Annotated in this window: 22 protein-coding genes; 15 read left to right on the top strand and 7 right to left on the bottom strand. The window is 70.3% G+C overall.

From position 1 onward, the window contains the following. Window positions 1-37: 37 nt before the first annotated feature. The gene (gene glgX, locus ACWEOO_RS11565) at window positions 38-2,098 is read right to left on the bottom strand and encodes a glycogen debranching protein GlgX (RefSeq protein WP_452143084.1); all 2,061 of its coding nucleotides are present in this window, start codon (window positions 2,096-2,098) and stop codon (window positions 38-40) included. A 167-nt stretch (window positions 2,099-2,265) separates the two neighbouring features. Between glgX and ACWEOO_RS11570 the strand changes: the two genes are divergently transcribed. The 6 genes from ACWEOO_RS11570 to ACWEOO_RS11595 all read left to right on the top strand — a co-directional run bounded on the left by ACWEOO_RS11570 (window position 2,266) and on the right by ACWEOO_RS11595 (window position 8,234). Continuing rightward, the gene (locus ACWEOO_RS11570; RefSeq protein WP_359930323.1) at window positions 2,266-3,288 is read left to right on the top strand and encodes a Gfo/Idh/MocA family protein; all 1,023 of its coding nucleotides are present in this window, start codon (window positions 2,266-2,268) and stop codon (window positions 3,286-3,288) included. Further along, window positions 3,285-4,328, top strand: coding sequence for a Gfo/Idh/MocA family protein (locus tag ACWEOO_RS11575; RefSeq protein WP_452142885.1), 1,044 nt, complete (start codon window positions 3,285-3,287; stop codon window positions 4,326-4,328). The genes ACWEOO_RS11570 and ACWEOO_RS11575 overlap by 4 nt, the downstream gene beginning before the upstream one ends. A gap of 153 nt (window positions 4,329-4,481) precedes the next feature. Then, a complete protein-coding gene (locus tag ACWEOO_RS11580; protein ID WP_452142886.1) occupies window positions 4,482-5,261 on the top strand; it encodes an enoyl-CoA hydratase/isomerase family protein in 780 nt (259 codons plus the stop codon). Then, the gene (locus ACWEOO_RS11585; RefSeq protein ID WP_452142887.1) at window positions 5,262-6,212 is read left to right on the top strand and encodes a class I SAM-dependent methyltransferase; all 951 of its coding nucleotides are present in this window, start codon (window positions 5,262-5,264) and stop codon (window positions 6,210-6,212) included. A gap of 9 nt (window positions 6,213-6,221) precedes the next feature. Beyond that, window positions 6,222-7,106, top strand: coding sequence for an acyltransferase (locus ACWEOO_RS11590; RefSeq protein WP_452142888.1), 885 nt, complete (start codon window positions 6,222-6,224; stop codon window positions 7,104-7,106). Between the two features lie 33 nt (window positions 7,107-7,139). Beyond that, entirely contained in the window at window positions 7,140-8,234 is a 1,095-nt protein-coding gene (locus tag ACWEOO_RS11595; protein WP_452142889.1) for a hypothetical protein, read from the top strand. 9 nt (window positions 8,235-8,243) lie between these two features. Here ACWEOO_RS11595 and ACWEOO_RS11600 read toward each other — a convergent pair whose 3' ends face one another. Further along, window positions 8,244-9,029 carry a class I SAM-dependent methyltransferase gene (locus tag ACWEOO_RS11600; protein WP_452142890.1) on the bottom strand — a complete coding sequence of 262 codons (786 nt, stop codon included), beginning with the start codon at window positions 9,027-9,029 and terminating at the stop codon, window positions 8,244-8,246. Between the two features lie 3 nt (window positions 9,030-9,032). Then, a complete protein-coding gene (locus tag ACWEOO_RS11605; RefSeq protein ID WP_452142891.1) occupies window positions 9,033-10,220 on the bottom strand; it encodes an RNA-guided endonuclease InsQ/TnpB family protein in 1,188 nt (395 codons plus the stop codon). 283 nt (window positions 10,221-10,503) lie between these two features. On the opposite strand from ACWEOO_RS11605, the gene ACWEOO_RS11610 reads away from it, so the two are divergent. Further along, the gene (locus ACWEOO_RS11610; RefSeq protein WP_363714994.1) at window positions 10,504-11,286 is read left to right on the top strand and encodes an electron transfer flavoprotein subunit beta/FixA family protein; all 783 of its coding nucleotides are present in this window, start codon (window positions 10,504-10,506) and stop codon (window positions 11,284-11,286) included. Between the two features lie 14 nt (window positions 11,287-11,300). After that, entirely contained in the window at window positions 11,301-12,257 is a 957-nt protein-coding gene (locus ACWEOO_RS11615; RefSeq protein WP_452142892.1) for an electron transfer flavoprotein subunit alpha/FixB family protein, read from the top strand. Between the two features lie 90 nt (window positions 12,258-12,347). Here ACWEOO_RS11615 and ACWEOO_RS11620 read toward each other — a convergent pair whose 3' ends face one another. The 3 genes from ACWEOO_RS11620 to ACWEOO_RS11630 are packed head-to-tail and all read right to left on the bottom strand — an operon-like array spanning window position 12,348 to window position 15,069. After that, window positions 12,348-13,952, bottom strand: coding sequence for a hypothetical protein (locus tag ACWEOO_RS11620; protein ID WP_452142893.1), 1,605 nt, complete (start codon window positions 13,950-13,952; stop codon window positions 12,348-12,350). A gap of 59 nt (window positions 13,953-14,011) precedes the next feature. Then, entirely contained in the window at window positions 14,012-14,482 is a 471-nt protein-coding gene (locus ACWEOO_RS11625) for a pyridoxamine 5'-phosphate oxidase family protein (RefSeq protein ID WP_452142894.1), read from the bottom strand. After that, entirely contained in the window at window positions 14,479-15,069 is a 591-nt protein-coding gene (locus tag ACWEOO_RS11630) for a dihydrofolate reductase family protein (protein WP_452142895.1), read from the bottom strand. The genes ACWEOO_RS11625 and ACWEOO_RS11630 overlap by 4 nt, the downstream gene beginning before the upstream one ends. Window positions 15,070-15,175: 106 nt before the next feature. Between ACWEOO_RS11630 and ACWEOO_RS11635 the strand changes: the two genes are divergently transcribed. The 7 genes from ACWEOO_RS11635 to ACWEOO_RS11665 all read left to right on the top strand — a co-directional run bounded on the left by ACWEOO_RS11635 (window position 15,176) and on the right by ACWEOO_RS11665 (window position 25,064). After that, window positions 15,176-17,761 (top strand): ATP-binding protein, encoded by a 2,586-nt coding sequence (locus ACWEOO_RS11635; protein WP_452142896.1) that lies wholly within the window; start codon window positions 15,176-15,178, stop codon window positions 17,759-17,761. A 48-nt stretch (window positions 17,762-17,809) separates the two neighbouring features. Next, complete coding sequence (locus ACWEOO_RS11640) at window positions 17,810-19,012, top strand: cysteine desulfurase family protein (RefSeq protein WP_452142897.1); 1,203 nt, start codon at window positions 17,810-17,812, stop codon at window positions 19,010-19,012. After that, the gene (gene mnmA / locus ACWEOO_RS11645; RefSeq protein ID WP_363714980.1) at window positions 19,012-20,100 is read left to right on the top strand and encodes a tRNA 2-thiouridine(34) synthase MnmA; all 1,089 of its coding nucleotides are present in this window, start codon (window positions 19,012-19,014) and stop codon (window positions 20,098-20,100) included. Before ACWEOO_RS11640 ends, mnmA begins: the two co-directional genes overlap by 1 nt. Then, window positions 20,097-21,074 (top strand): methionine synthase vitamin-B12 independent, encoded by a 978-nt coding sequence (locus tag ACWEOO_RS11650; protein WP_452142898.1) that lies wholly within the window; start codon window positions 20,097-20,099, stop codon window positions 21,072-21,074. Before mnmA ends, ACWEOO_RS11650 begins: the two co-directional genes overlap by 4 nt. A 90-nt stretch (window positions 21,075-21,164) precedes the next feature. Next, window positions 21,165-23,267, top strand: a complete 2,103-nt coding sequence (ligA, locus tag ACWEOO_RS11655) for an NAD-dependent DNA ligase LigA (protein WP_452142899.1) — start codon at window positions 21,165-21,167, stop codon at window positions 23,265-23,267. A 97-nt stretch (window positions 23,268-23,364) separates the two neighbouring features. Further along, window positions 23,365-24,822 carry a hypothetical protein gene (locus tag ACWEOO_RS11660; protein ID WP_452142900.1) on the top strand — a complete coding sequence of 486 codons (1,458 nt, stop codon included), beginning with the start codon at window positions 23,365-23,367 and terminating at the stop codon, window positions 24,820-24,822. Window positions 24,823-24,839: 17 nt separating this feature from the next. After that, a complete protein-coding gene (locus ACWEOO_RS11665) occupies window positions 24,840-25,064 on the top strand; it encodes a hypothetical protein (RefSeq protein ID WP_359930374.1) in 225 nt (74 codons plus the stop codon). A 127-nt stretch (window positions 25,065-25,191) separates the two neighbouring features. Here the strand turns inward: ACWEOO_RS11665 and ACWEOO_RS11670 are convergent, their stop codons facing one another. Next, window positions 25,192-25,836, bottom strand: coding sequence for an ACT domain-containing protein (locus tag ACWEOO_RS11670; protein ID WP_452142901.1), 645 nt, complete (start codon window positions 25,834-25,836; stop codon window positions 25,192-25,194). Between the last annotated feature and the right edge of the window lie 168 nt (window positions 25,837-26,004).

A 26,004-nucleotide genomic window follows, 5' to 3' on the forward strand; every position in this document is an offset into this window, starting at 1 on the left:
AATGTACAGGCGGAAGGTTAACAACCTCTTCGACGGCTCAGAGCGCGCGCAGCAGCACCAGACAGCGCGGGGCGAGCGGCACTGTCGCGCCGGCCTCCACCTCGGTCACCATGCTGTTGCTGGTGTCCAGCACGACCTCGTAAGCCGGCGCCCACGATGCGTCCGGTACGACGACGTTGCGCGTCTCCGGTGTCGCGTTCAGAGCCAGCAGGAACGAACTGTCGGTCAGCGCGTTGCCCTCGGCGTCGGTCGCCCGCAGCGCATCGCCCCGCAGGAACATGCCGATCGTCCGGAGGCTGCCGTCGAACCAGTCCGCGTCGGTCATCTCGCCGCCGTGCGGTGCGATCCACGACAGGTCCTTGCGGCCGCCCGACACCACCGGCTGACCCGAGAAGTAGTGCCACTGCCGCAGCGCGGGGTGTGCGGCGCGCAGTGCCAGCAGCTTCTTCGTCAGCTCGAGGTGATCGGACCACGCGGCCGGCAGCGACCAGTCGAACCAGGACAACGAACTGTCCTGGCAATAGGCGTTGTTGTTGCCGTGCTGCGTGCGCCCGCACTCGTCCCCGGCGGTGATCATCGGGACACCGGTCGACAGGATCAGCGTGGACATCAGGTTCGCCATCTGCTGCTTGCGCAACGCGATCACGCCGGCGTCGTCGGTCTCGCCCTCGACACCGCAGTTCCAGGAGCGGTTGTCGTCGGTACCGTCCCGGTTGTCCTCGTGGTTCGCCTCGTTGTGCTTGTGGTCGTAGCTGACCAGGTCCCGCAGCGTGAACCCGTCGTGCGCGGTGACGAAGTTGATCGACGCGTACGGGTAGCGGCCGTCGTCGCCGTACAGGTCGCTGGACCCGGACAGCCGGTAGGCGAGGTCCTTCACGCCGTCGGAGGTGTTGCGCCACACGTCGCGGACGCTGTCGCGGAACTTGCCGTTCCACTCCGACCACGGCGGCCCGAAGTTGCCGACCTGGTAGCCGAACGGGCCGACGTCCCACGGCTCGGCGATCAGCTTCACCCGGCCCAGCACCGGGTCGGCGGCCACCTCGGCGAGGAACGGATGGTCCGGGATGTCGACCTCATGCCGCTCGTTGCGCACCAGCGTGACGGCCAGGTCGAACCGGAACCCGTCGACGCCCATCTCCTCGACCCAGTACCGCAGCGAGTCCATTACCAGCCGCCGGACCTGCGGGTGCGACGTGTCGACCGAGTTGCCGGTCCCGGTCACGTCGTACATCGCGGCGCCGTGCGCGAGCCGGTAGTAGGCGCGGTTGTCGATCCCGCGGAAGCTCAGCGTCGGTCCGTCGAAGCCGCCCTCGGCGGTGTGGTTGTAGACCACGTCGAGGATGACCTCGATGCCCGCGGCATGGAACGCGGCCACCATCGCCTTGAACTCGGCCACCTGCTCGCCGCGCGAACCCGACGACGAGTACGGCGCGTGCGGAGCGAAGAAGCCGAGTGTGTTGTAGCCCCAGTAGTTCGGCAGGCCGCGCGCCGCGATCGAGGGCTCGGTCAGGAAGTGGTGGATCGGCAACAGCTCGACCGACGTCACCCCGAGCTCGGTCAGGTACCTGATCACCGACGGATGCGCGAGCCCGGCGTACGTGCCGCGCTGGTGCTCGGGTACGTCGGGGTGCAGTTGCGTGAAGCCCTTCGTGTGCAGCTCGTAGACGACCGTCTCGCCCCAGTGCACCGGCTTGCTGATCGGCGGCGGGGGATCCGACGGCGCGACGACCACGCCGACCGGCACGTGCCCGGCCGAGTCGGCGTCGGAGGAGTCGTAGATCACCGGGCTCGCGTAGTCCAGGGCTCCGTCCACCGCGCGCGCGTACGGGTCGAGCAGCAGCTTCGACGGGTTGAAGCGCAGGCCGTGCGACGGATCGAACGGGCCGTGCACGCGGTAGCCGTACCGCTGGCCGGCGCCCACGCCGGGGACGAACCCGGTCCAGAACTCGCCGGTGTGGGTCAGATCCAGGTTCCGCTGGCTGCCGTCGTCGGCGATCAGCGCGAGCTCGACGCGCTCGGCCGCCGGGGCCCACAGCGTGAACGTGGTGCCATCGGTCTGGACCACTGCGCCGGGACGCGGAGCGGTGCCGGCGGACAAGCCGGCAGCATCCGGGGCGGCGGTCGCTTCTGTCACCGGGACATTCTGCACAGGTCGCTGCCAGTTCACGATAGTGAGGTGGTTGTGTTCGTGAGACGGTAGTTGTGAACGCCTGTGCGCAGTGATAGGCAAGGACCGTTACTAATTTACCCACCCCAGGGGAACACATGTCGGAAGAGTTGGCCGGTCTGACTGTCGGTCTGATCGGCGCGGGCAACATCTCGCGTATCCACGCCGCGTCCTGGAAGGCCGTCGGCGCCCGGGTGCTGGTCTATTCGCTGGAGGGCGCGGAGGAACTGGCGGAGCAGTTCGGGCTGGAGGTCGTGCCGTCGCTGGACGGTGTCCTGGCCGAGGCCGAGTTCGTCGACATCGTCACGCCGTCGGCGACGCACAAGGAGATCACGCTGGCCGCGATCAAGGCCGGCAAGAACGTCATCTGCGAGAAGCCGCTGACGCTGACCGCGGCCGACTCGCACGAGGTGATCGACGCGGCCGCGGCGGCCGGCGTCCGGCTGTACCCGGCGCACGTGGTGCGGTACTTCCCGGCGTACAAGGCGGCGTACGACGCGATCCAGGCCGGGCGGATCGGCGAGGTCGCGGTGGCGCGGTTCTACCGGCAGGCGTCCTCGCCGGCCGGTGCGGGCTGGTACCGCGAAGTGGCCCGGTCCGGCGGCGTGATCATGGACCTGATGGTGCACGACCTCGACCAGGCGCGCTGGCTGTGCGGCGAGGTCGCCACCGTGTACGCCGTACAGAACCCGCCAACCGTGGACGGGGTCAGCCCCGTGAACGTCGCGGCGCACGTCACGCTGACGCACGAGTCCGGAGCGGTCAGCCACTGCCGTGCGACCTGGGGAGCAACCGGCACGACGTTCCAGACCGGCTTCTCGGTCGCCGGTTCGAGCGGCGTACTGAAGTTCAAGTCCGACAGCGACACGGGCTACAAGGAAGAGCTGCAGAACGGCGCCACCGCAGGCGATCTGCTGATCCCGGAGTCGTCGCTGGGGGAGAGCCCGTATCTCACGCAGCTGCGTGAGTTCGCGATCGGCCTGCGGGGCGGCGCGGAGCCGCGGGTGCTGGCGTCCGACGGCGCGACCGCGGTGTACCTGGCCGAAGCGGCCCGCGCCTCGATGGAGTCGGGTCAGCCGATCGACATGAAGACGTTCGTCTCGACGGGAGCAGTGGCATGACTTTGAAGGTCGCGATCGCGTCGTTCGCGCACGTCCACGCGGGTTCGTACGCGCACCTGCTGGCGTCATTGCCCGAGATCGACGTGCTGTCCGCCGACCCGGACGGTGCCACGGCGCCCGACCCCGGTCCGCGCGGTGCGGAGTTCGCCGCGCAGTTCGGCATCCCCTACGTCGACTCGTACGACGAACTGTTCGCCTGGGGCCCGGACGCGGTGGTGGTGACGTCGGAGAACGCCGGCCACCGTGAACTGGTCGAGCGGGCCGCCGCGGTCGGTGCGCACGTGCTGTGCGAGAAGCCGCTGGCCACCGAGGTCGCCGACGGCGAGGCGATGCTCGCGGCGTGCGAGGCGGCCGGGACGATCCTGATGATCGCCTACCCGGTCCGGTTCGCGCCGTCGTACGCGCAGCTGCGGGCGAACGTCGAGGCGGGCCGCCTCGGTGACGTGTTCGCCGTACTGGGCACCAACAACGGGAAGATCCCGTACGCCGCCCGGCAGTGGTTCACCGACGCCAAGCTGGCCGGCGGCGGAGCGCTCGTCGACCACACCGTGCACTGCGCGGATCTGATCGACGGCCTGACCGGCGGCGCGTCCGCGACCCGCGTGTACGCCGCGGCGAACCGGATCCTGCACCAGGACAAGGGTGTGGAGGTGGAGACCGGCGGGCTGGTGACGATCAACTACGACAACGGGCTGCTGGCAACCATCGACTGCTCGTGGAGCGTTCCGGACAACGGCCCGACCTGGGGCGGCGTGACGCTGCAGGTGACCGGTACGAACGGGTCCGTCGAGATCGAGCCGTTCGCGACGCACGTCGGCGGCACGGACGCCGGCGGCGAGGTCTTCCTCGGCATCGGCGGCAACCTGGACGCGTCGCTGCTCGACACGTTCCTGGACGCCGTCCGCACCACCGGCCCGGCGAAGCCCGGCCAGGCCCCGGCCGTGGTACCCCAGCCGGACGGCGCGGTAGGCCTCCGCACCCTGAAAATCGTCGACGCTGCCCGCCGCTCCGCGGCGTCCGGCCAGGCGGTGGACCTGTAACACTCACCAACCTGCCCGGACGGCCGTCGCCCACGCTCAGGCGCGGCCGTCCGGACTGGTTGTGCGGGGTTTGATGAGTGCTGGGCGTCCGCATCCGGTACCGTTCCCGGGGATGTGACCCGTGGGTAGGCGCACAGGCAAAGGAGCGGATGCATGGGCGAGTTCGTCAATCTGACCGTGAGTGACGGGGTCGGGACGATCCGGCTGGACCGGCCGAAGATGAACGCGCTGAACGTCCAGGTCCAGGAGGAGATCCGGGCCGCCGCTCTCGAGGCGGCCGCGAACGACGAGGTCCGGGCGGTCGTGATCTACGGCGGCGAGCGGGTCTTCGCGGCCGGCGCGGACATCAAGGAAATGGCCGACATGTCGTACGCCGACATGGCCAAGCGCTCCGGTCCGCTGCAGTCCTCGCTGTCCGCGGTCGCCGCGATCCCGAAGCCGACCGTCGCCGCGATCACCGGCTACGCGCTCGGCGGCGGCTGCGAGCTCGCGCTCTGCGCCGACTACCGGATCGCCGCGGAGGACGCCAAGCTCGGCCAGCCGGAGATCCTGCTCGGCATCATCCCGGGCGCCGGCGGCACCCAGCGGCTGTCTCGCCTGGTCGGCCCGTCGAAGGCCAAGGACCTGATCTACAGCGGCCGGTTCGTGGATGCGGCCGAGTCGCTCCAGATCGGTCTGGTCGACAAGGTGGTGCCGGCTGCCGAGGTGTACGACGCTGCCGTGGCGTGGGCCTCGCAGTTCTCCCAGGGCGCGGCGATGGCGCTGCGCGCGGCCAAGGAGGCGATCGACTCCGGTCTGGGCGTCGACCTGGCCACCGGGCTGGAGATCGAGCGCACCCAGTTCGCCGCGCTGTTCGCCACCGAGGACCGCACGATCGGGATGAAGTCCTTCGTCGAGAACGGCCCGGGCAAGGCCGAGTTCAAGGGAAAGTAGATGTCTGCAACCGAGAAGCCGGCCGCGACTGCCGAAGAGGTCGAGGCGGCCTGGAACGACAACAAGCTCGCCCAGGTGCTGTACCACGACTGGGAGGCGTCGACGTACGACGAGAAGTGGTCGATCTCGTACGACGAACGCTGCGTCGACTACGCCCGGGACCGCTTCGTCGCGGTCGCCGGATCGCGCGGCTGGCCGTACGGCAAGACGCTCGAGATCGGCGCCGGCACCGGCTTCTTCACGCTGAACCTCAAGCTGGCGGGCGTCCTCGACGAGGCGCACGTCACCGACCTGTCGCCGGGCATGGTCGAGGCCGCGAAGAAGAACGCGAAGACGCTGGGCTTCGCGGTCGAGGGCGAGGTCGCCGACGCCGAGAAGCTGCCGTACGACGACAACACGTTCGACCTGGTCATCGGGCACGCGGTCATCCACCACATCCCGGACGTCGAGCTGGCGTTCCGCGAGATGCTGCGGGTGCTGAAGCCGGGCGGCCGGTTCGTGATCTGCGGTGAGCCGACCCGGTACGGCGACTTCGTGGCCCGGCGGCTGTCCCGGTTCACCTGGTGGGCGACCACCAACGTGACCAAGCTGCCCGCGCTGGCGCACTGGCGGCGGCCGCAGGAGGAGCTCGACGAGTCGTCCCGCGCGGCCGCGCTGGAGGCGGTCGTGGATCTGCACACGTTCGACCCCGACACGCTCGCGCGGACCGCGGCGCGGGCGGGGGCGGCCGAGGTGCGGACCGTGACCGAGGAGTTGCTGGCGGCCTGGGTGGGCTGGCCGATCCGGACGTTCGAGGCCGCCGTACCGGAGCAGAAGCTCGGGTTCGGCTGGCGGATGTTCGCCTACAAGTCGTGGCTGCAGCTGTCGAAGGTCGACAAGGTGCTGTCGTCCGTCGTGCCGGACGAGCTGTACTACAACGTCTCCATCACCGGAGTGGCGAGCAAGCAGTAGGGTGTTGCGATGCGGTTGCTGTCCGTGGCGAATCTGCGCTGGGTGGTGCGCCATCGGGCGTGGACGCCGTACTACCTGAAGCGCTACTGGCGGTTCGCCTGGTTCAAGCTGCGCCACCCGCAGGTGATCACCGAGGGTTTCGTGTTCCTCGGCAAGCATCTGGAGATCGTGGCGCGGCCCGGGCACGGCCGGATCGTGCTGGGCAAGTGGGTGCACCTCGGCGACGAGACCCGGCTGCGCGCACACGAGGGGACGCTGCGGATCGGCGACAAGGTCGTGTTCGCCCGCGACGTCACGGTGAACTGCTACCTGGACGTGGAGATCGGCGCGTCGACGCTGATCGCGGACTGGACGTACATCTGCGACTTCGACCACAAGACCGAGGATCTGGACCTGCCGATCAAGGACCAGGGGCTGGTGAAGTCGCCGGTCCGGATCGGCCCGGACTGCTGGCTGGCCACGAAGGTCACGGTCACTCGCGGTACCGACATCGGCCGCGGCGTGGTGATCGGCGCGAACAGCGTTGCCCGTGGCAACATTCCGGCGTACGCCGTGGCGGCCGGCGTACCGGCCAAGGTGCTCGGCGACCGCACCGAGCGGTACGCCGCCAACGTCGAGCGGCGCAAGTACCTGGCCGGCCTGGCCGACGCGAACGACCGGACCGCCGCGCTGCTGCGATCCGGTGTGACGCCCAGTGAGAAACCCGGTGAGAAACCCCGTGAGAAACCGTGCGCGGAGACACCTCCTGCGCCGCCGCGAAGCGTGGCGCCGGAGGATGCGGGTGGTGATGAGGTAGAAGCAGAAGGTGAAAAAGAGAGCGTGAGGGGTTCTCAAGTTACTCACCAGTCGGGCACTATGGCCCCCACATCCGGTCGGACGCCCACGAGCGGATGAGTATCGGCATCGGCATCGGAGAGGAGAAGTAGCGTGGCCGACCGGACCGCCGAGCCGGCTGACCGGTCGCCGCTCGACCAGGCCGCGGCCGACACCTCGATCACGCAGGCGCGGACCAGCGCGGTCGATCCGGTCCCGATCGTGGCCGGGCCAGGAGCCCCCGGCGGCGCTACGTTGGAACCAGTGCTTGAAACGAACGAGTCAGACATGGGCGTGAACACCAGCGTGAACCCGGAAGCACAGGCAGTGGATGGCACCGACCGTATGGACGGTGCGGACGGCAGTACGGCCGTGGCGCCGGTGGCGGGTGCCCGCCGCAGGCTGTCGCCGCGCCCGGTCCCGGTCAGCCGGCGCCGGAGACCGCCGGCCGCTGCGGTGAGCACGGACGAGGAACGGACCCCGGCTGAGGAGATGGACGACGTGGGTACGCAGGACGAGAAGGCGACGGCTGCCGAAGCCGGCAAGGCCGGTACGACGCCGGACGCCGGCGCGGCGGCGACCGGCACCGGTCCGGGTGCGGCGACCGCGACGAAGACCGCCCGGCCGAAGACGGCCGCGGAGATCGTGGCCGAGCAGCGGGCCCGGGAGAAGGCGGCCGAGGGCGCGACGCCGGATGCGGCCGGCTCGGAGGATGCCGCAGCCGGTGCGCCGGAAGGCGTCGCGAAGGAGGCCGGGGACGAGAAACCCGCTCCCGCAGCGACTTCTGGTGCGGCGACAGGTGCGACCGGCAAGCCGGTGACACCACCATCCGGTGCCTCGGGCAACAAACCGCCGGCGGCCAAGGGCGGCTCGTCGGGATCGGGGTCCGGCAAGGGCAAGCAGGCGCTGACCTCGGTCGGCTCCGGCGTCCGGAAGCTGCGCAACCTGATCGCGTCGCTGATCTGGCTGGCCGCGGTGCTCGCGGCCGCGGTCCTCGCGCTCGGTGCGCTGTTCACCGCGCTCGACCAGACCAACCAGAGCAACGAGATCGTGCGCTGGATCCTGGAGCGCGGTCACGACCTGGTTGGCCCGTTCAAGGACCTGTTCCGGCTGGAGACCGCGAAGAACACCCTGCTGGTGAACTGGGGGATCGCGGCGCTGGTCTACCTGATCGCCGGCAAGCTCCTCGAGCGGATCGTCCGGCCCTAGCGTCCCGGCCTAGCCCTTCGGTCGCGCAACGAGCAGCAGATCGAGAGATTCGTCCAGGTCTCCTGGGCGGATCTCGAAGTCGGCGTACGTCGTACTCCGCACGAGCGCGGCCAGCTGGTCGTCCCACTGGTCGTGCCCGGCGGCGAGCTGCGCGTCGACACAGGAGCCGTGCTGCGCTTCCCAGGACGTCAGTCGTTCGCCGTGGTGCAGTCCGAGCGCCTGCGTGACGACGAAGTGCGGCTCGAGCAGCTCGGCGAACTCGGCGGCCGTCAGTTCGCGCGTGTGGTACCAATTGCCGCTCGGGAAGGTCAGCCGGTTCGGCGTACTGAGGACGAGCGTCCCGTCCGGTACGAGGATGCGCGCGCACTCCGCGACGAACCGCGGCTGCTCCCACAGGTGCTCGATCGTCTGCAACGAGGTCACGGTCCCGAAAGCGCTGTCGGCGAAGGGCGTCTGGACGAGATTGCCGCGCGCGACATTGACCTGTGGATAAACCCGGCGGACGTGCCGCAACGTCGTATCTTCATAGTCGAGACCGGTCACGGAGCTCGCCCCGGCCAGCCGGAGCAGCTCCGCGCCGTAGCCCTCGCCGCAGCCGGCGTCGAGGAACCGCCCGGTCCCGATCGGCAGTTCGGCCGTGATCCAGCGGTAGGCGGCATCGTGGCGCGCGAACCAATAGTTCTCGTGCCAGATCCCGGGCGCGGTCCTCTCACCGGTCAGCGGTAACGTCTCGTTGACTGCTCCCCGATCTGACGGGCGTGGATTCCGACCATCAGTAGCGATCATGGGATTCATGGCTCACGCTGCCTTTCCAGCCGGCGACTGAAGGGGTCTTCCGCGATCGGCACCATCCGGGTTCAGACCTGCCCGGTTGAGCATCACGCGCGCGGAGTTCTTGTCTCTCGGTGAGACTGCCCCGCACGCGATGCAGGTGTAGGTGCGCTCACTCAGCGGCAGTGCGTGCTTGGCTCTTGCTCCGCAGTGTCCGCAGTCCATCGTGGTGTGCGCGGGGTGTACCAGCAGGACGGTTCTGCCGTGCTTGCGGCCCATGTCGATGAGGGCTTGCTTGGTGGCTGCGATGGCGGCGTCGGCGGCCTTCTTGGCCATCGTGGACCTGGCGAGGAACTTCGGGCGGAAGTCCTCCACGGCCAGCGAATCGTGGTCGCGGACGACCCTCTTCGCCCACTTGCGGGCGTAGTCCTGTCGCTGCCGGGCGACCTTCTTCAGCAATCTCGCACGACGCTTCTTCGCCTTCTTGTAGCCGTTGCTCTGCGACTGGTTCTTCGGCCTGTGGCGTCGCGATACTGCTTTGTCGGCAGCAGCCAGCCTTGCCGACGCTTTCTTCCCGAACCCAGGGTGCGGCAGGTCGTGGCCGTCGCTGGTGGTTGTGGCGATGTCCTTGACGCCCCAATCTATCCCCACGACGGCGCCCGTGGCCGGCAGCGGCTGCGTCTCGGCCTGGACGACGAACGACGCGTACCAATGGCCCAGCGAGTCCCGGTAGATGCGGACACTCGATGGCTCTGCCGGCAACCCGCGCGACCAGACCACGTTGACGGTGATGTCTCCCGCCAGGTTGCGCTTGCCGTTCTTGAAACGGAAACCTTTTCGTGTGTAGTTCACTGTCGGTGCCGCCAGACTCTTTCTCTTGAAGCCCGGCATCCCGGCGCGCCTGCGCACCGGGGGCTTGCCGGCGATGTCCTTGACCGCCTTGGCGCGCGCAAGCCCGAAGTCGCGAATGACTTGCTTCTGAGGGATCGACGCGCCCGCCCGCAGCCACGCGCGCTCGGCGCGCCACATGGTGCACTTCTTGTCCAGTGCCGCAGGACCGATCTTCGTGCCGCTTCTGTACGCCGCTCTCGCCTCGGCGACGCATTGGTTCCATACCCAGCGGCAACGGTCCCACTCGGACAGCAGCAGCCGTTCGGCAGCCGAGCCGATGCGCAGACGGTACGTGTACCGCGCTGCACTTGTGGCTGTGTCCATGACTCCAGATCTTGCACCAGGCGTACGACAAGTTTGATGTCGCACTCGTTCGAGGCGGGTCGGCCTTCAGAACGCTCGCATTCTTCGCCGCCTTCATGGAGCAGGCCTACGCAGTGAGTCACGGATCACCTTGGGTCAGACTAAGGTGCCTGAGTACGGTGCCGGAGTATCAGCCGGTGCTGCGCGAGACTGTGATGGGACTCGCACGCAGCTTATGTTTCTCGCGGGTAACATCCGTGGCAGGCTTGGCAGAGACCGTTAACCAGAAGGGGTCCCACACGCTATGAAGATCGTCGTCTGCGCGAAGTTCGTGCCGGATGCCACCGCGGACCGCCGCTTCCGCTCGGAGGACAACACGGTGGACCGGGCCGGTGTCGACGGGCTGCTGTCCGAGCTGGACGAGTATGCCGTCGAGACCGCACTCACTGTCAAGGAGGCCGGCGACGCCGAGGTGACCGTTCTCACGGTCGGCCCGGAGCAGGCCGCGGACGCGGTGAAGAAGGGTCTGCAGATGGGCGCGGACGCGGGCGTCCACGTGCTCGACGACGCGATCCACGGGTCGGACGCGGTCGCGACGTCGCTGATCCTGTCCAAGGCGCTGGCCAAGCTGGAGGCCGACCTGGTCGTGTTCGGCATGGGGTCGACCGACGGCGGTATGGGCGTCGTCCCGGCGATGGTGTCGGAGCGGCTCGGGCTGCCGGCGGTGACGCTGGGCTCGGAGGTGACCGTGGACGGGCAGACCGTCCGGATCCGCCGCGACGGCGACACCGCGAGCGAGACCATCGAGGGCACGCTGCCGCTGGTGCTGAGCGTTTCCGACCAGGCCAACGAGCCGCGGTACCCCTCGTTCAAGGGGATCATGGCGGCGAAGAAGAAGCCGGTCGAGACCTGGTCGCTGGCGGATCTCGAGCTGACGCCCGAGCAGGTGGGCGGTTCGAGCGCGTGGACCGAGGTGGTCGAGGTGACCGCCCGTCCGGCGCGCACCGCCGGCACGATCGTCACCGACGAGGACGGCAGCGGCGCTGCCGGGCTGGTCGAGTTCCTGTCCACGAACAAGTTCCTCTGAGGAGCGGTTGAGTAATGTCGAACGTTCTGGTTCTCGTTGACCACACCGCGGGCACGGTCCGCAAGACGACCGCCGAGCTCCTCACGATCGCCCGTCGCCTCGGCGAGCCGGTCGCCGTGTTCATCGGCGAGGGTGTCTCCGGCGCGCTGCCGGCCCTGGGGCAGTTCGGCGCGACCAAGGTGATCGCGCTGAGCAACCCGGAGCTGTCGCAGTTCCTGGTGGCGCCGAAGGCCGAGGCACTGCAGCAGGTCGCGGCCAAGATCGAGCCGTCGGCGATCCTGATCTCGTCGAGCGCCGAGGGCAAGGAGATCGCGGCCCGGCTCGCGGTCAAGCTCGACTCCGGGCTGATCACCGACGCGGTCGACGTCCAGTCCGGCGACGGCGGTCCGGTGACGACGCAGTCGGTGTTCGCGGGCAACTTCACCGTCCAGGCGAAGGTGACGCACGGCACGCCGATCATCACCGTCAAGCCGAACGCCGCGACCCCGGAGGCGGCCGAGTCGTCGCCGGAGGTGGAGGAGTTCGACGTGACGATCTCCGACGCCGCGAAGACGGCGCGGATCACCGACTCCAAGCCGCGCGAGGCGACGGGTCGTCCGGAGCTGACCGAGGCCGCGATCATCGTGTCCGGTGGTCGTGGCACCGGCGGTGACTTCGGCCCGGTCGAGTCGTTCGCCGACTCGCTCGGCGCCGCGGTCGGTGCGTCCCGCGCGGCCGTCGACTCGGGGTGGTACCCGCACGCCTACCAGGTCGGCCAGACCGGCAAGACCGTGTCGCCGCAGCTGTATGTCGCGGCCGGCATCTCGGGTGCGATCCAGCACCGCGCCGGTATGCAGACCTCGAAGACGATCGTCGCGGTCAACAAGGACCCCGAGGCCCCGATCTTCGAGCTGGTCGACTACGGCGTCGTCGGCGACCTCCACAAGGTCCTCCCGGCTGCCACCGAGGAAGTCACCAAGCGCAAGGCCTGAGCAAGCCCCGTGAAGGCCCGGTCCGGATCATCCCGGGCCGGGCCTTCACACGTCTCGTCCAGCGCCCAGCGCATCCGTTGACCAGAAGCGCTAGGTGGTCAGCTCCCGGCGGACGGCGGCCAGGTCCTCGGTGGTCGCGGCGTGCCGGGTATCGGCGCTCTTGAGGTAGTCGGCGAGCGCGGTAGCGGCCGTGGTGCACCGCTCGTTGAGGTTGCTGACCTCGCCCGCGGCCCGTGTCCGGTCGTTGGCGACGGCTCGGCGCAGCGACAGGTAGCTGTTGAGGCCGAACGCCATCACCACCAGACCGACCACGATCCAGAACCAGTGCAGCAGCAGGCCGAGCCCGATCGCCACCACGGCGCCGCCGGCGAGCAGACCGATCGGGACAGCGCGCTGCCCGGTGGTCACGACGCCGCCGGCCGCGGTGAGCGTCGAGGTCGCCTTGCCCAGTTCGAGCGGGTCGGGACCGTCGGCGCGAATCGTGATCGTGTGGCCGCCGCTCTCGACGGACACCTGCGTCGGCCCGGGGAGTTCGGCGGTCTTCGCCAAGGACTCCACCCCGGGCAGCGCCAACGGCCCGACGACGCGCAGCGCGGTCGCCGACAGGTGCGGGTCGGCAGACAGCCCGAGGTCCTCGGTGAGCAACGTGTCGACCGTGCCGGCCGGATCCTCCAGCGCCATCGCCGCCGACTCGGGTGAACCGGTGACCCGTGCCCGCAGTACGGCGATCCGGGCCAGCGTCTCGCGCTCGGGGTCGCTGCCTTCGGAGATCAGCAGGCGCAGCATCGCCGCCGGGCTGTCCTTGTCGGGCTGGCCGTCCGCGTCGGCGCCGCGACGGGACTTGCCGTCGCGACGGGATGCCGCGTCGTCGTCGGGGGTGCGGTCGGTCTTGCGCTCCTCGGGGTAGCTCAGCTCCGGGTCGGGCTCACGGGCCGCGGTGTTGCCGACGATCGTCTCGACGGCGTTCCGGATCCGGCTCAACCGGTCCCCGGCCTCGTCCTGCGGTTCGGTCGCCTTCAGCCGCGGGCCGCGCGGGCGGGACGAGCTGCCGCGCATCTCGAGCCGGGACAGCCAGGCGCCGTCGGGCGACGCGGCCGACTGCAGGCGCTTCACGACGAGCTCCAGGCCATCCGGTCCGAAGCCGCCGCGCGCTGCTGTCGTCCACAGCACCCGCTGCACCCTGGTCAGGCTCCCGTCGGCAGCCGGCGCGCCGAACGCGACGTCCAGCCATTCGGTGCGCACCTGGTGCCGCTGCCCGAGGACCGCCAGCGCCAGTGACAGGTAGATCGACGTACGGCGCTGGTCGAGCTCCATCGCCGTACTGACGGCCTCCTCGGCGGGCTTCCCGGCGTGCAGGCCGATCAGGGCTTCGGTGGCGGGACCCAACCAGTACCGGGGGACGGGCTTGCCGGTCTCCGGGAGCTCGGTGCTGGACGCCATCGCGGACAGGACCCGCGTGGCGTAGCGGCGGAGTTCGGCGGCGTCGACGAAGCCGGCCGTCTCGTGGCGGAGGTCGGACAGCTCGACGAAGGCGTCGAAGGCCCGCGTCAGGCTGTCCACCCGGTTCTGCAGTCCGCCCTGGATCCGGGACAACTGGGAACGCAGGCTCGAGGTCTCCTGCCGCGCGTACGACATCTCGCTCTCCAGGTTGGAGAGCTGCTCGTTCTGCTTGCGCTCGGTCCACCAGTCGGACATGCTCCGCCTTCCACTCCACCGGATGTTGCTCTCCGGAAGGATGGCGGGTGAGCGGGTCATCACAGCCAGACCGGCCGCCGCGAGTCGATGCCCGTGCCGTACTGCGGGTCGCCGCCGGTGACCAGGATCCAGTGCTCGGTCGGGCGGGCGCGATAGAGCCGGATGTCGTCGTGCAGTTCGTCGACGGAATACGCGCGCAGCTCCGGGTAGCGGGCAGCGTAGAGCGCCACGCACCGCTCCAGTTCGTCGTCCGGCACCTGTGTGGCCCGGGCGCGGAAGTACACCGCCGACGCGCCGCCGATCGGGACGCTCGAGTCGAAGATCGCGATGCTGACGTCCGGCCGCTCGGCCACGTTGCGCGAGTGCAGCGCGTCCGGTGACGACACCCAGTAGAACGCGCCGTGCTCGTCGGGGGTGAAGTAGACCGGCGTCACCCAGGGCAGGCCGTCGGCGCCGACCGTCCCGAGGACCAGGTACTTGTTCGCTTCGACGACCGCCGCCGCACGCCGGTCGAGGATCTCCTGGGTCATGGCTTCTCCACGTCGTACGTCAGGTGGGTCGCGTTCGGCGTTCTCGTGCTCTCGCGGGGCACCAGCCGGATCGGCGCCAGCGTGGTGCGCTCGAACAGCGGCGTACCGTCGCCGAGCACGATCGGCGCGACGTGGACGCGCAGCTCGTCCACCAGCCCGGCGTACAGGTACTGCCGGCACAGGTGCCCGCCGCCCATGATCATCACGTCCTGCGCACACGCCGCGTCGCGGGCCAGCTTCAGCGCGGGCCGGATCCCGTCCGGTACGAACTCGAACCAGCCGTCCAGCCGGACCCGGCTCGGCGGGTTCGACGTCACCACGAAGATCGCCGGCCGCTCGCCGCTGAACCCGTCGGCGCTCCAGCCCTGCGGACCGTCGATCAGGTCGAACGTCCGGCGGCCCATCAGGACGGCGCCGATGCCCGTGGAGGTGCGCTCGAACGCTTCCCGGTCCGCGTCCGTCTGCTCGCCGGTGATCCAGTCGTGCAGCGGCTCGCCGCCGATCCCGAGACCGTGCGTGAGGTCCGCGCCCGGCCCGGTGACGAAGCCGTCCAGCGACATCGTGATGTCCAGCAGTACTCGTCCCATGGTCTTCTCCTGACGTCCGAGGTTGTCGTTCCACCATCGGCGCGGGCGGTACGGAAAGTCGTCCGTACCGGCCACGGAAGGACCACGGATCCCGCATGATGGGCCAATGGCTGGTCCGAAGGACGTGTCGGCGCGGGAGGCCGAGGTGCTCGCCGCGCTCGCGGGTGACCGTTCGAACGCCCAGATCGCCCGGCGGCTGCAGATCAGCGTCCGGACCGTCGAGAGCCACATCTCCTCGCTGCTGCGCAAGTACGGCGTCGCGGACCGCCACGAGCTCGCCGCCCTGGCCGACGCGCAACCGGAGGGCTTCAGCACACCGACCGGTCCGGGGACGACGTTCGTCGGCCGCGAACACGACCGCGCGGAGCTGATCAGAGCACTGGGCAGCAACCGTCTCGTCAGCCTGCTCGGCCCGGGTGGTGTCGGCAAGACCCGCCTTGCGCTCCAAGTCGCCGCAGAGGTCGCCGACAGGTACCCGCACGGCGGTGCCGTGGTTGACCTGGTCCCCGTACGGCCCGGCTTCGTCGTCGCGGCGGTCGCCGAGGCGCTGCAGGCCACCGAGCAACCACCGCAGACCCTCACTGACGCAGTACTCGAGCGGCTGAAGCGCGGGCGCACCCTGCTGGTCCTGGACAACTGTGAGCACCTGCTGGACGACGCAGCCGGCTTGGTCGCCCGCATCCTCACTGAGGCGACCGAGACCGCCGTACTTGTGACCAGCCGCGAGCGTCTCGGCGTAGCGGGCGAGCGGCCGGTACAGCTCGGTCCGCTGATGCTGGGAACCGAAGCGGAGCAGTTGTTCCGGGACAGGGCCGCTCTGGTCGCGCCTGAGCTGGCTGACGACAGTCAGCTCGCGCGCAAGGTGTGCGCCGAGCTGGACGGCGTACCGCTGGCGATTGAGCTGGCTGCGGCCCGTGCGGGCTCGCTGGGGCCGGACGGGTTGCTGGCAGCGCTCGACGACCGGCTGCGGCTGCTCTCCGGAGGGCGTGGGCCTGACGAGCGACATAACTCGCTGGCCCACGTGATCGGCTGGAGCTACGACCTGCTCGCTGAGGACGAGCGCAGGTTGTTCCGGCGACTCGGGGTCTTCGTCGGGGGCTTCGACCTCGCTGGGGCCGCCGGTGTGTCGCCGGACAGCACGAAGAGCGAGCTGAGCGACCTCCTCGGCCGGCTGACTGACAAGAGCCTCTTGCACCGCAGCCTGTACGCAGGGACGAGTCGCTGGCGGATGCTCGAGACAGTGCGCGTCTTCGCCCTGGAACAGCTGAGGGACGAGCACGACGAGGTCGCCGCGCTGCACGTGGCATGGGCCGCCGCGGTGGCGACCAGGCTCGAGCAGCAACTGGAGGCAGGGGAGGACTGGCAACAGGAGTTCGACCTGTTGGCGCCGGACCTGCGCGCGGCGCGGGGCGACGTACGGCCGCTTGCTCGCACCCTCGCCCACCTGACCTTCGCCCGGCGACGTTTCCTGGAGGCGCGGGAGCACTACCTGGCCGCCGCGGACAACGCAGGTACCGACGCCGAGTTGTACGACGATCTGCGCGACGCCGCCGATGCCGCGATGGTGGTCGCAGACGGCGAACACGCGTACCGGTTGATGATGCGGGCGGGCGCCGACGGGAACCCGGACGCTCTCGGGTACGCCGTCACGATTCTGAACCGCTACGAGATGACTGACCCCGCCAGGCTGCCGGACGACCGTGGCGCCGGACTGCTGCCCGACACCGGCGGAGACGATGTGGTCAGCGTGCCGCTCCAAGTCGCGCGGGCCTGGATCGACCGATTCGATCTGGCGTCGTCCGAGGCCGCCGTCCGCGCGGCCCGGCAGGGGAACCACCCGCTGGACCTGCTGAGCGCGCTGGACGCCTACGGCATCGCGGTCGCGGCCGCCGGGCGGCTCCACGACGCGGACGCGGTCGCGAGGGAGCGGCTCGCCCTCGCGGCCACGCTGCCCGATCACGAGCCGCGGGCTGTTGCCGAGATCGTCGACGCGTTCCACTCCGCCTCGACGTCGGCGGTCGCGGTCGGCGATCTCGTCGAGGCGGTCCGGCTGGCGCGGCTGACGGACGACCCGGTGCACGGGCACCCGTACATCACCGCCCCGCGCAAGGTTCGTGCCTATGCGCTCAGCGGGATGTTCGACGAGGCCGTGGCCGCTGCTGACGTGATGTGGAACGGCTGGCGGGCCGCCGGCTGCCCGCCGCGGGTCTGGATGGCCTCGGCCGCCGCGGCGGCCGCGCTGGCCCACGGGCTGCTCGGCACCGGTCAGGAGACGGTGTGGCAGGCCCGCGCCCTCGAGATCGCGCGGGTCACCGACCCGGCCGACGATCCCGGCCTGGCCGCGCCGGCCGCCTTCGTGGAGGCCCGGCTGCTCGTCCACTGCCACGACACCGGTGCTGCGGTCACGGGAGCGGCGGCGGTGGTCCGGCGCGCCTTCGAGCCGTTTCCCGAGCCGTGGTGGATCCCGTACGCGCATGCCGCCGGCGCGGAGCTCGCCGTCGTGTCCGGCGATCCCGGCGCGGCGCAGTACCTCGACCGGGCGGCGAGCGAGAACGCCTGGGCGGACGCGGTCCTGCGCAGGGCCCGGGCCCGCTTGGCCGGGGACCGTGCCGCGCTGGCGGAGGCGGCCGGGATGTTCGGGCAGATCGGTGCGTCCTTCGAGCAGCGGCACACGCTGGAACTCGCGCGCTGACTCCCGAGGAGCGGGAACAGCCGTGCCGGACATACCCTTGAAACTGTTATGACTCCTCCCGACCGCCGCACGGTGTACCTGGACCACGCGGCGACGACTCCCATGCTCCCGGCCGCGATCGAGGCGATGACGCAGCACCTCGCCCGGACCGGTAACGCTTCGTCACTGCACGGCTCCGGCCGGTGCGCGCGGCGGACGGTCGAGGAAGCGCGCGAGTCGCTCGCCGCCTCGCTCGGGGCCCAGCCGAGCGAGATCGTGTTCACCTCCGGCGGCACCGAGGCGGACAACCTCGCGCTCAAGGGCCTGTGGTGGTCCCGGCTGGCCGCCGACCCGCGCCGGCGCCGGATCCTGCTGAGCGGTATCGAGCACCACGCGGTGCTCGACCCGGCGGTGTGGCTCGGCCGGCACGAGCACGCCGAGATCGAGTGGCTCCCCGTCGACGAGCTCGGCCGGGTGGGTCCGGACGACGTCCGGCGGGCGATCGAGCGCGACCCGGAGTCGGTGTCGTTCGTCACGCTGATGATGGCCAACAACGAGGTCGGCACGCTGCAGCCGGTGGCCGAGGTCGCCGCGATCGCGCAGGAGTACGGCGTGCCCGTGCACACCGACGCCGTGCAGGCGATCGGGCAGCTGCCGGTGGACTTCGGCGAGCTCGGCGTCGACGCGATGACGGTGTCCGCGCACAAGCTCGGCGGGCCGTACGGGATCGGGGCGCTCGTCGTCCACAAGGAGACGCAGCTGACGCCGATCCTGCACGGCGGCGGCCAGGAGCGCGACGTCCGGTCCGGCACCCTCGACGTACCGGCGACCGCCGGGTTCGCGGTCGCGGCCGAGGACGCGGTCAAGCACCAGGCCGACGAGGCGCTCCGGCTGGCCGAGCTGCGGGACACCCTGATCGCCGGCATCACCGGCACGGTCGAGGGGGCGCTGCTGTCGGGGGACCCCGTGAACCGTTTGCCCGGTAACGCACACTTGTCCTTCAGCGACTGCGAGGGCGACTCGCTGTTGCTGCTGCTCGACGCACGCGGCATCGAGGTCTCGACCGGATCCGCGTGCAACGCCGGGGTCGCCGAGCCGAGCCACGTGCTGCTGGCGATGGGGTACGACGACCAGCGGGCCCGCGGCTCGCTCCGGTTCACCCTCGGGCACACGAGTACGCGCGCCGACATCGACGCCGTACTGGACTCCATCGGGCCGGTCGTGGAGCGGGCGAAGTCCGCCGGCCTGCAGAACGTGGGAAGGAACACCTGATGCGGGTACTCGCAGCCATGTCGGGCGGAGTGGACTCCGCCGTCGCGGCCGCGCGGATGGCCGAGGCCGGGCACGACGTGACCGGAGTGCACCTGGCGCTCAGCCGCAACCCGCAGTCGTACCGCAGCGGCGCCCGCGGGTGCTGCACGATCGAGGACTCCCGCGACGCGCGCCGGGCCGCCGACGTGATCGGCATCCCGTTCTACGTGTGGGACCTGGCCGAGCGGTTCCACGCCGACGTGGTCGAGGACTTCGTCAGCGAGTACGCCGCCGGCCGGACGCCGAACCCGTGCCTGCGCTGCAACGAGAAGGTCAAGTTCAGCGCCGTTCTGGAGCGGGCCCTCGCGCTCGGCTTCGACGCGGTCGCGACCGGGCACTACGCGCGGATCGTGGATACGGCGTCCGGGCGTGAGCTGCACCGCGCGGTGGACCCGGCCAAGGACCAGTCGTACGTGCTCGGCGTCCTGACCCAGCAGCAGCTGGCGCACGCGTTCTTCCCGCTCGGCGACACGGTCAAGACCGAGGTCCGCGAGGAGGCCGAGCGGCGGGGGCTGTCGGTGGCGGCCAAGCCGGACAGCCACGACATCTGCTTCATCGCCGACGGCGACACCGCGGGCTTCCTCGGCGCGCAGCTCGGCGAGGCGCCGGGCGACATCGTCGATGCGCAGGGCAACAAGCTCGGCGAGCACCAGGGCACCCACGGCTTCACCATCGGCCAGCGCAAGGGCCTGCGGATCGGGACGCCGGCCGCGGACGGCAAGCCGCGCTTCGTGCTGGACATCAGCCCCGTCGACCGCACTGTCACCGTCGGCTCCCGCGAGGAGCTGGCCGTGTCGGAGCTGACCGCCTCCAAGCCCCGCTGGTGCGGCCCGCCGCCGGCCGCGGAGCTCCACGCCACGGCCCAGCTCCGCGCACACGGCGAAGAGGTGGCAGTGACAGCAACAGTTCTGGACGATCGAGTGCAGGTCTCCTTCAAGGAGCCCACGTCCGCTGTCGCCCCTGGGCAGGCGGTTGTGCTGTACGACGGCACACGTGTCATCGGCTCCGCGACGATCGACTCGGTCCAGCGCGCCACCGCCGGCGTATGACGACGACAGGCCTGGGCTCCGTCCCCGGCGACGACATCCGCGAGTGGATGCGCGCAGTACTCGAGCTGGTCGACCTCCCGTTCCTGCCAGAGCTCCCGGCGCGCCCGTACGGCGACATGCTGAGCCGGACCGTCGCCGTGCTGACGGAGCTGGCCGCGGACCTGCAGCCGGTGGGGTGGCGGCTGACCGGTGGCGGGGACGCGCGGGCCAGTCTGGATCAGCGGCGGGCGCGGGCGCTGCTGCAGGAAGACCTGGACGTGCTGGAGGAGTACGGCGACGGGTATGAGGGCCGGCTGAAGGTACAGGTCACCGGCCCGTGGACCCTGGCGGCTGCGATCGAGCGGCCGCGCGGCGACAAGGTGCTGGCGGACCACGGTGCGCGGCGGGACCTGGCGCAGGCGCTGGCAGATGGTGTGCAGCAGCACGTGGCTGAGGTACGGAAGCGGGTTCCGGGCGCCGAGGTCGTGTTGCAGGTGGACGAGCCCGGGCTCCCCGCCGTACTGGCCGGGGCGGTTCCGACGGCCTCCGGTTGGAGCAAGCACCGCTCGGTCGACGGCCCTGGTGCCGTGGAGCTGCTCAGCCTCTTCACCACCGGCGGCCCGACCGTCGTTCACTGCTGCGCGGCCCGGCCGCCGATCGAGGTCTTCACCAAGGCAGGCGCGAGCGGGGTCGCCGTGGACACGGCACTGCTCAACACCCCGGCCTGGGATCAGATCGCCGTCGCAGCCGAAGCCGGCACGAGCATCTACGCGGGCGTCGTACCCACCACGGGCGCCCTGCCCAAGGCGGAACGGGCGGCCGAGCCGCTCGTACGCCGCTGGCGTGAGCTCGGCCTCGACCCGCAGTTGCTGAAGCAGGTCGTCATCACGCCGGCCTGCGGGCTCGCAGCCGCTCCGTCACCGGCCGACGCCAGGGCGCGCCTGAAACTTCTCCGCGACATCGCCGACGTGGTCGGAGAAGCCGCCGACGAATGAGCCGGACCTGTCCGTGAGGCCCCGCCTCCACACCCGCCGCCGGAGGCGGCGTGACCACGAAACGTCGGTGGGCAGTTGTAAGTTCTCTTCATGAGCGACAACGGCGGGGCTCCGGCGGATGTGCGGACGCGGCATGCGGACCTGAGCAAGGAGATCGAGGACCACCGGGCGCGGTACTACCTGGCCAGCGCCATCATCTCGGACGCCGACTTCGACGCGCTGATGCACGAGCTGCAGGGCATCGAGGAGGAGTACCCGGAGCTCCGGACACCGGACTCGCCCACCCAGAAGGTCGGCGTGCCGATCTCGACGCTGTTCACCCCGGTCCAGCACCCGATGCGGATGGAAAGCCTCGGCAACGCCTTCTCCGCCGAGCAGATGGAGGCCTGGGCGAAGCGGCTGGAGCGCGAGGTCACGGTCCAGCAGATCACCGACAGCGGGTTCCTCTGCGAGCTCAAGGTGGACGGCCTCGCCCTGGACCTCGTGTACGAGAACGGCAAGCTGGTCAGCGGCGCCACCCGCGGTGACGGCCGCATCGGCGAGGACGTCACGCCGAACGTCCGCACGATCAAGAGCATCCCGGAGCAGCTGCGCGGCGACGAGCTGCCGGCCTTCCTGGAGGTCCGCGGCGAGGTCTACTTCCGGGTCGAGGACTTCGAGGAGCTGAACGCGCAGCTCGTCGAGGCCGGCAAGGACGTGTTCTCCAACCCGCGCAACAGCGCGGCCGGGTCGCTGCGCCAGAAGGACCCGCGGGTCTCGGCCGGCCGGCCGCTCCGATTCGTCGTGCACGGCCTCGGCAAGGTCGAGGGCCACCACATCGGCCGGCTCTCCGAGGCGTACGACCAGCTGAAGGAGTGGGGCCTGCCGGTCAGCGACCGCGCCCGCCGGGTCGGCACGCTCGACGAGGTCAACGAGTTCATCGCGTACTACGGCGAGAACCGGCACTCGGTCGACCACGAGATCGACGGCGTCGTGGTGAAGGTCGACGAGGTCGATCTGCAGCGCGCCCTCGGGTCGACCTCGAGTGCGCCGCGCTGGGCGATCGCGTACAAGTACCCGCCGGAAGAGGTCAACACCAAGCTGATCGAGATCGAGGTGAACGTCGGCCGCACCGGCCGGGTCACCCCGTTCGCGCACATGGAGCCCGTCCGGGTGGCCGGGTCCACGGTCGAGTACGCGACGCTCCACAACGCCAAGGAGGTCGCCCGCAAGGACGTCCGGCCGGGCGACACCGTCGTCCTGCGGAAGGCCGGCGACGTGATCCCCGAGGTCCTCGGACCGGTCGTCGACCTGCGCCCCGACGGCCTGCCGGCCTGGGAGATGCCGACCCGGTGCCCGTGGTGCGACACGGTGCTGGCGCCCGCCAAGGAGTCCGACGTCGACATCCGCTGCCCGAACTCGCAGTACTGCCAGGGTCAGCTACGCGAGCGGCTGTTCTACCTGGCCGGGCGGTCCGCGTTCGACATCGAGGGGCTCGGGTTCAAGGCGGCCGACGCGCTGATCCGCGACGGGCTGATCGCCGACGAGGGCGACCTGTTCGCGCTCACCGAGGAGAAGCTGGCCGAGAGCGCGTTCTTCACCACCAAGGCCGGGGCGCTGTCGGCGAACGCTCGCAAGCTGGTGGCGAACCTCGAGGAGGCGAAGACCAAGCCGCTGTCCCGGGCGATGGTGGCGCTGTCGATCCGGCACGTCGGGCCGACCGCCGCCGCGGCGCTCACCGAGGTGTTCGACAACATCGACGACGTCCGGGCCGCGAGCGAGCAGCAGCTGGCCGAGATCGAGGGCGTCGGGCCGACCATCGCGCAGGCGATGATCGAGTGGTTCCAGGTGCCGTGGCACCAGGCGATCGTGGACAAATGGCAGGCTTCCGGCGTCGTCATGCGCGAGGAGCGCACCGGGCCGGCGTTGCCGCAGACACTGACCGGGCAGTCGGTCGTCGTGACCGGGACCGTCGAGGGGTTCAGCCGCGACGAAGCGACCGAGGCGATCGTCGGGCGCGGCGGGAAGGTCGCCGGCTCGGTGTCGAAGAAGACCTCGTTCGTGGTCGTCGGCGAGTCGCCCGGATCGAAGTACGACAAGGCCGTGCAACTCGGCGTACCGATCCTGGATGCCGCCGGCTTCCGGGTGCTGCTCGAGGACGGCGCGGACGCCGCCGCCGCGGTGGCGACCACGCCCGCGGCGGACGAGTCGTAACGATTTCGCCAGACTGCGAACCGGATGGATCCAGTGACGGCTCTGATCCGTCCGACTGTTAACTTTGCACGTCGACACTGGGTCAGAAGGAGCAAATATGACGACGCCGCCGCAGGGACCGTGGGGTCCTGGGCAGCCGGGGGGCCAGCCAGGCGGGCAGCACGGGGGACAGGGTGGCCAGCCGCCGCAGCAGGGCGGCTGGGGACAACAGCCTCCGGGCCAGAGTGGTGGCTGGGGCCAGCCTCCGCAGCAGCCCCAGCAGGGTCAGCCGCAGCAAGGCCAGCCGCAGCAGGACCAGCCGCCGCAGCAGGGTGGTTGGGGCCAGCAGCCTGGTCAGGGGCAGCCCAGTCAGTACGGTCAGCCGCCGGCGGGCGGTTGGGGTCAGCCGCCGCAGCAGCAGGGCGGCGCCTACCAGCAGCAGTCGTGGGGCCAGCGCCAGCAGCAGCAAGGCGGGTGGCACCAGCAGCAGAGCGGTCCGGGCCAGCAGTGGCAGCCGGGCGGTCCGGGCTCCAAGGGCCCGGGTGGCATCGGCAAGGAGAAGCTCCCGCTGCTGATCGGCGGCGGCGTGGTCGGCCTCGTGGTGATCGGCCTGCTGGTGTTCCTCGGGATCCGTGCGTTCGGCGGTGACGACGAGCCCACGACGCAGCCCACGACCACCTCGGAGCCGACCGGCAACGGCACCCCGAACCCGACCGGCTCCCCGTCGACATCGGGCGGACCCGGCCAGAACGGCGAGCTCGGCAACGCGGCCGGCCAGGCCAAGGCCGCGACCGAGAAGCTGCAGGGCCTCGGCTTCGGCTGCAGCGACCTGTTCAACACCGGTCAGGGCGCGCACCGCGGCTGCTTCAAGCAGGACGGCCGCAAGGAGTCCGAGGCGATCTTCCAGTTCTCGCCCGACGGCACCATCATCGCGGTCCGGCTGCAGGCCCAGGACGACGACAACTTCAACAACGCGCAGGTCTCCTTCGACCAGCTGCTGCAGGCGCTCGGCAACGACACCTTCGGTGCCGACCAGGTCAAGAAGATCCAGGACTCGGTGAAGACCGGTCAGCGTTCCGACGAGGTCGGCACCACCTGGGGCGAGTTCCAGCTCAGCAACCAGGGTCAGAGCGTGCGGGTGTCCGGTCACAAGTCCGGCGAGGACTCGATGGACCTGCCGGACCAGACCTTCGACACCACCCAGGCGCAGCTGGTCGCGGCGCTGAAGGCCAAGGGCTACGTCTGCACGACCTCCTGCAAGAAGGACGTCGGCAAGTACGGCTACCAGCGGGTCTTCTTCTACGCCAGCAGCGGCAAGGGCATCAAGGACATCGAGGTCAGCGCCTCCGGTGAGGCGGCGGACGCGAAGAAGGCGCTGCCGGCCGCACTCGGCGACGCGTTCGGCGCCCTCAAGGGCGGCAACATCGAGGCCGTGAAGTCGTACGTCGACGCACACAACGACGGAAAGTCGTACGCTGCCTATGTCGGCGGGTGGAAGGTCGAGATCAGCGGGAACAGCTCGGCCAGCTACACGTCGCAGCAGGTCTCGATCTCGTACGAGTCGTTCTACGCCTGAGCAGCACGGAGGACGGATTGAAGTTCCCCCGGGAGAAGCGGGAGTCGCGGACGGTGGCCCAGCCACCGCCCGAGGCCGTCCAGCGCGTCGACGGCGGGGGGCCCTGGGGCCCCACCCAGTTCGACCTCCCGGACCGGAACGGCAGCAACAGCCAGGCGATCCTGATCGTCAGCCTGGTCGGGCTCATCGTCCTGCTGGTGATCGCCGGCCTCTGGGCCCTCGCCTACTTCCAGTTCACCTGAACCACAGCCGAGCCCCGCTCGATCCGTCGAGCGGGGCTTTCGCCTTCCCAGCACGCCCGCGGACGCACCAGCACCCGAGCGGTTATCCCCTCGACCGATGGGCTCGTACGGGGTCTGGTGCGCGCGGTCAGGCGGTGGCGCGGATGGTGACGGCCAGGGAGGCCAGGTAGGACAGGCGGGCGACCTCGGAGCCCAGGAACTCGGGGCCGCCGCGACGGCCGATCACCAGAATCCGGCGGTCGGACTCCAGCGGCGCGGCGACCAGGACCGACTCCGAGAGGCCCTTGTGGTCCGGCGCCTCCAGCGTGGTCGCTTTCTCCATCGGGAGCCAGCGGCCGGCCACGTCGCCGAACTCCGGCGTCGCGCTGGTCTCCAGCGCGACCTTCACCTCGCTGCCGGTGCCGTCGAGCAGCGCCGCCCAGTCCGCGTGCAGCACGGCCGGTGACTGCTCGACCAGGATGTCGATCGCATCCGCGGGCGCCGACGTCATCTGCTCGACCGCTTCCAGGTCCATGTGCAGGCCGCCGCCCGCGCCGTAGCGCGAGAACCAGATGACCTCGACGTCCGGGACGCTGTTGCAGGCGGACACCAGCCGGTCCGGGAGCACGCCCGGTGGCAGGTCGACCACGATGTCGTCGACGGCGGTGCCGTTCTCGCGCCGGTGCTCGACGATCTCGATCGCATGGATGTCGGCGTTCACCTCACCGAGGGCAGTCGCCACGGTGCCCAGAGATCCGGGTCGGTCCGGGATGATCAAGCGCAGCAGGAACACCGAACGATCATCTCCCAGCCGATCACCTTGCGCGTAACGCCTTGTCGCCGCCCATGTTACAGAGCGGTAGGGGAGGACACGCCCGCCCATCTCATCCGGCCGTTGTCCACACCCCTGGGGACGGGGAAACGCGACCGTCACACCGGACCACTAGGATGACTGGGTCGT

It is taken from the genome of Kribbella sp. NPDC004138, assembly GCF_053603655.1.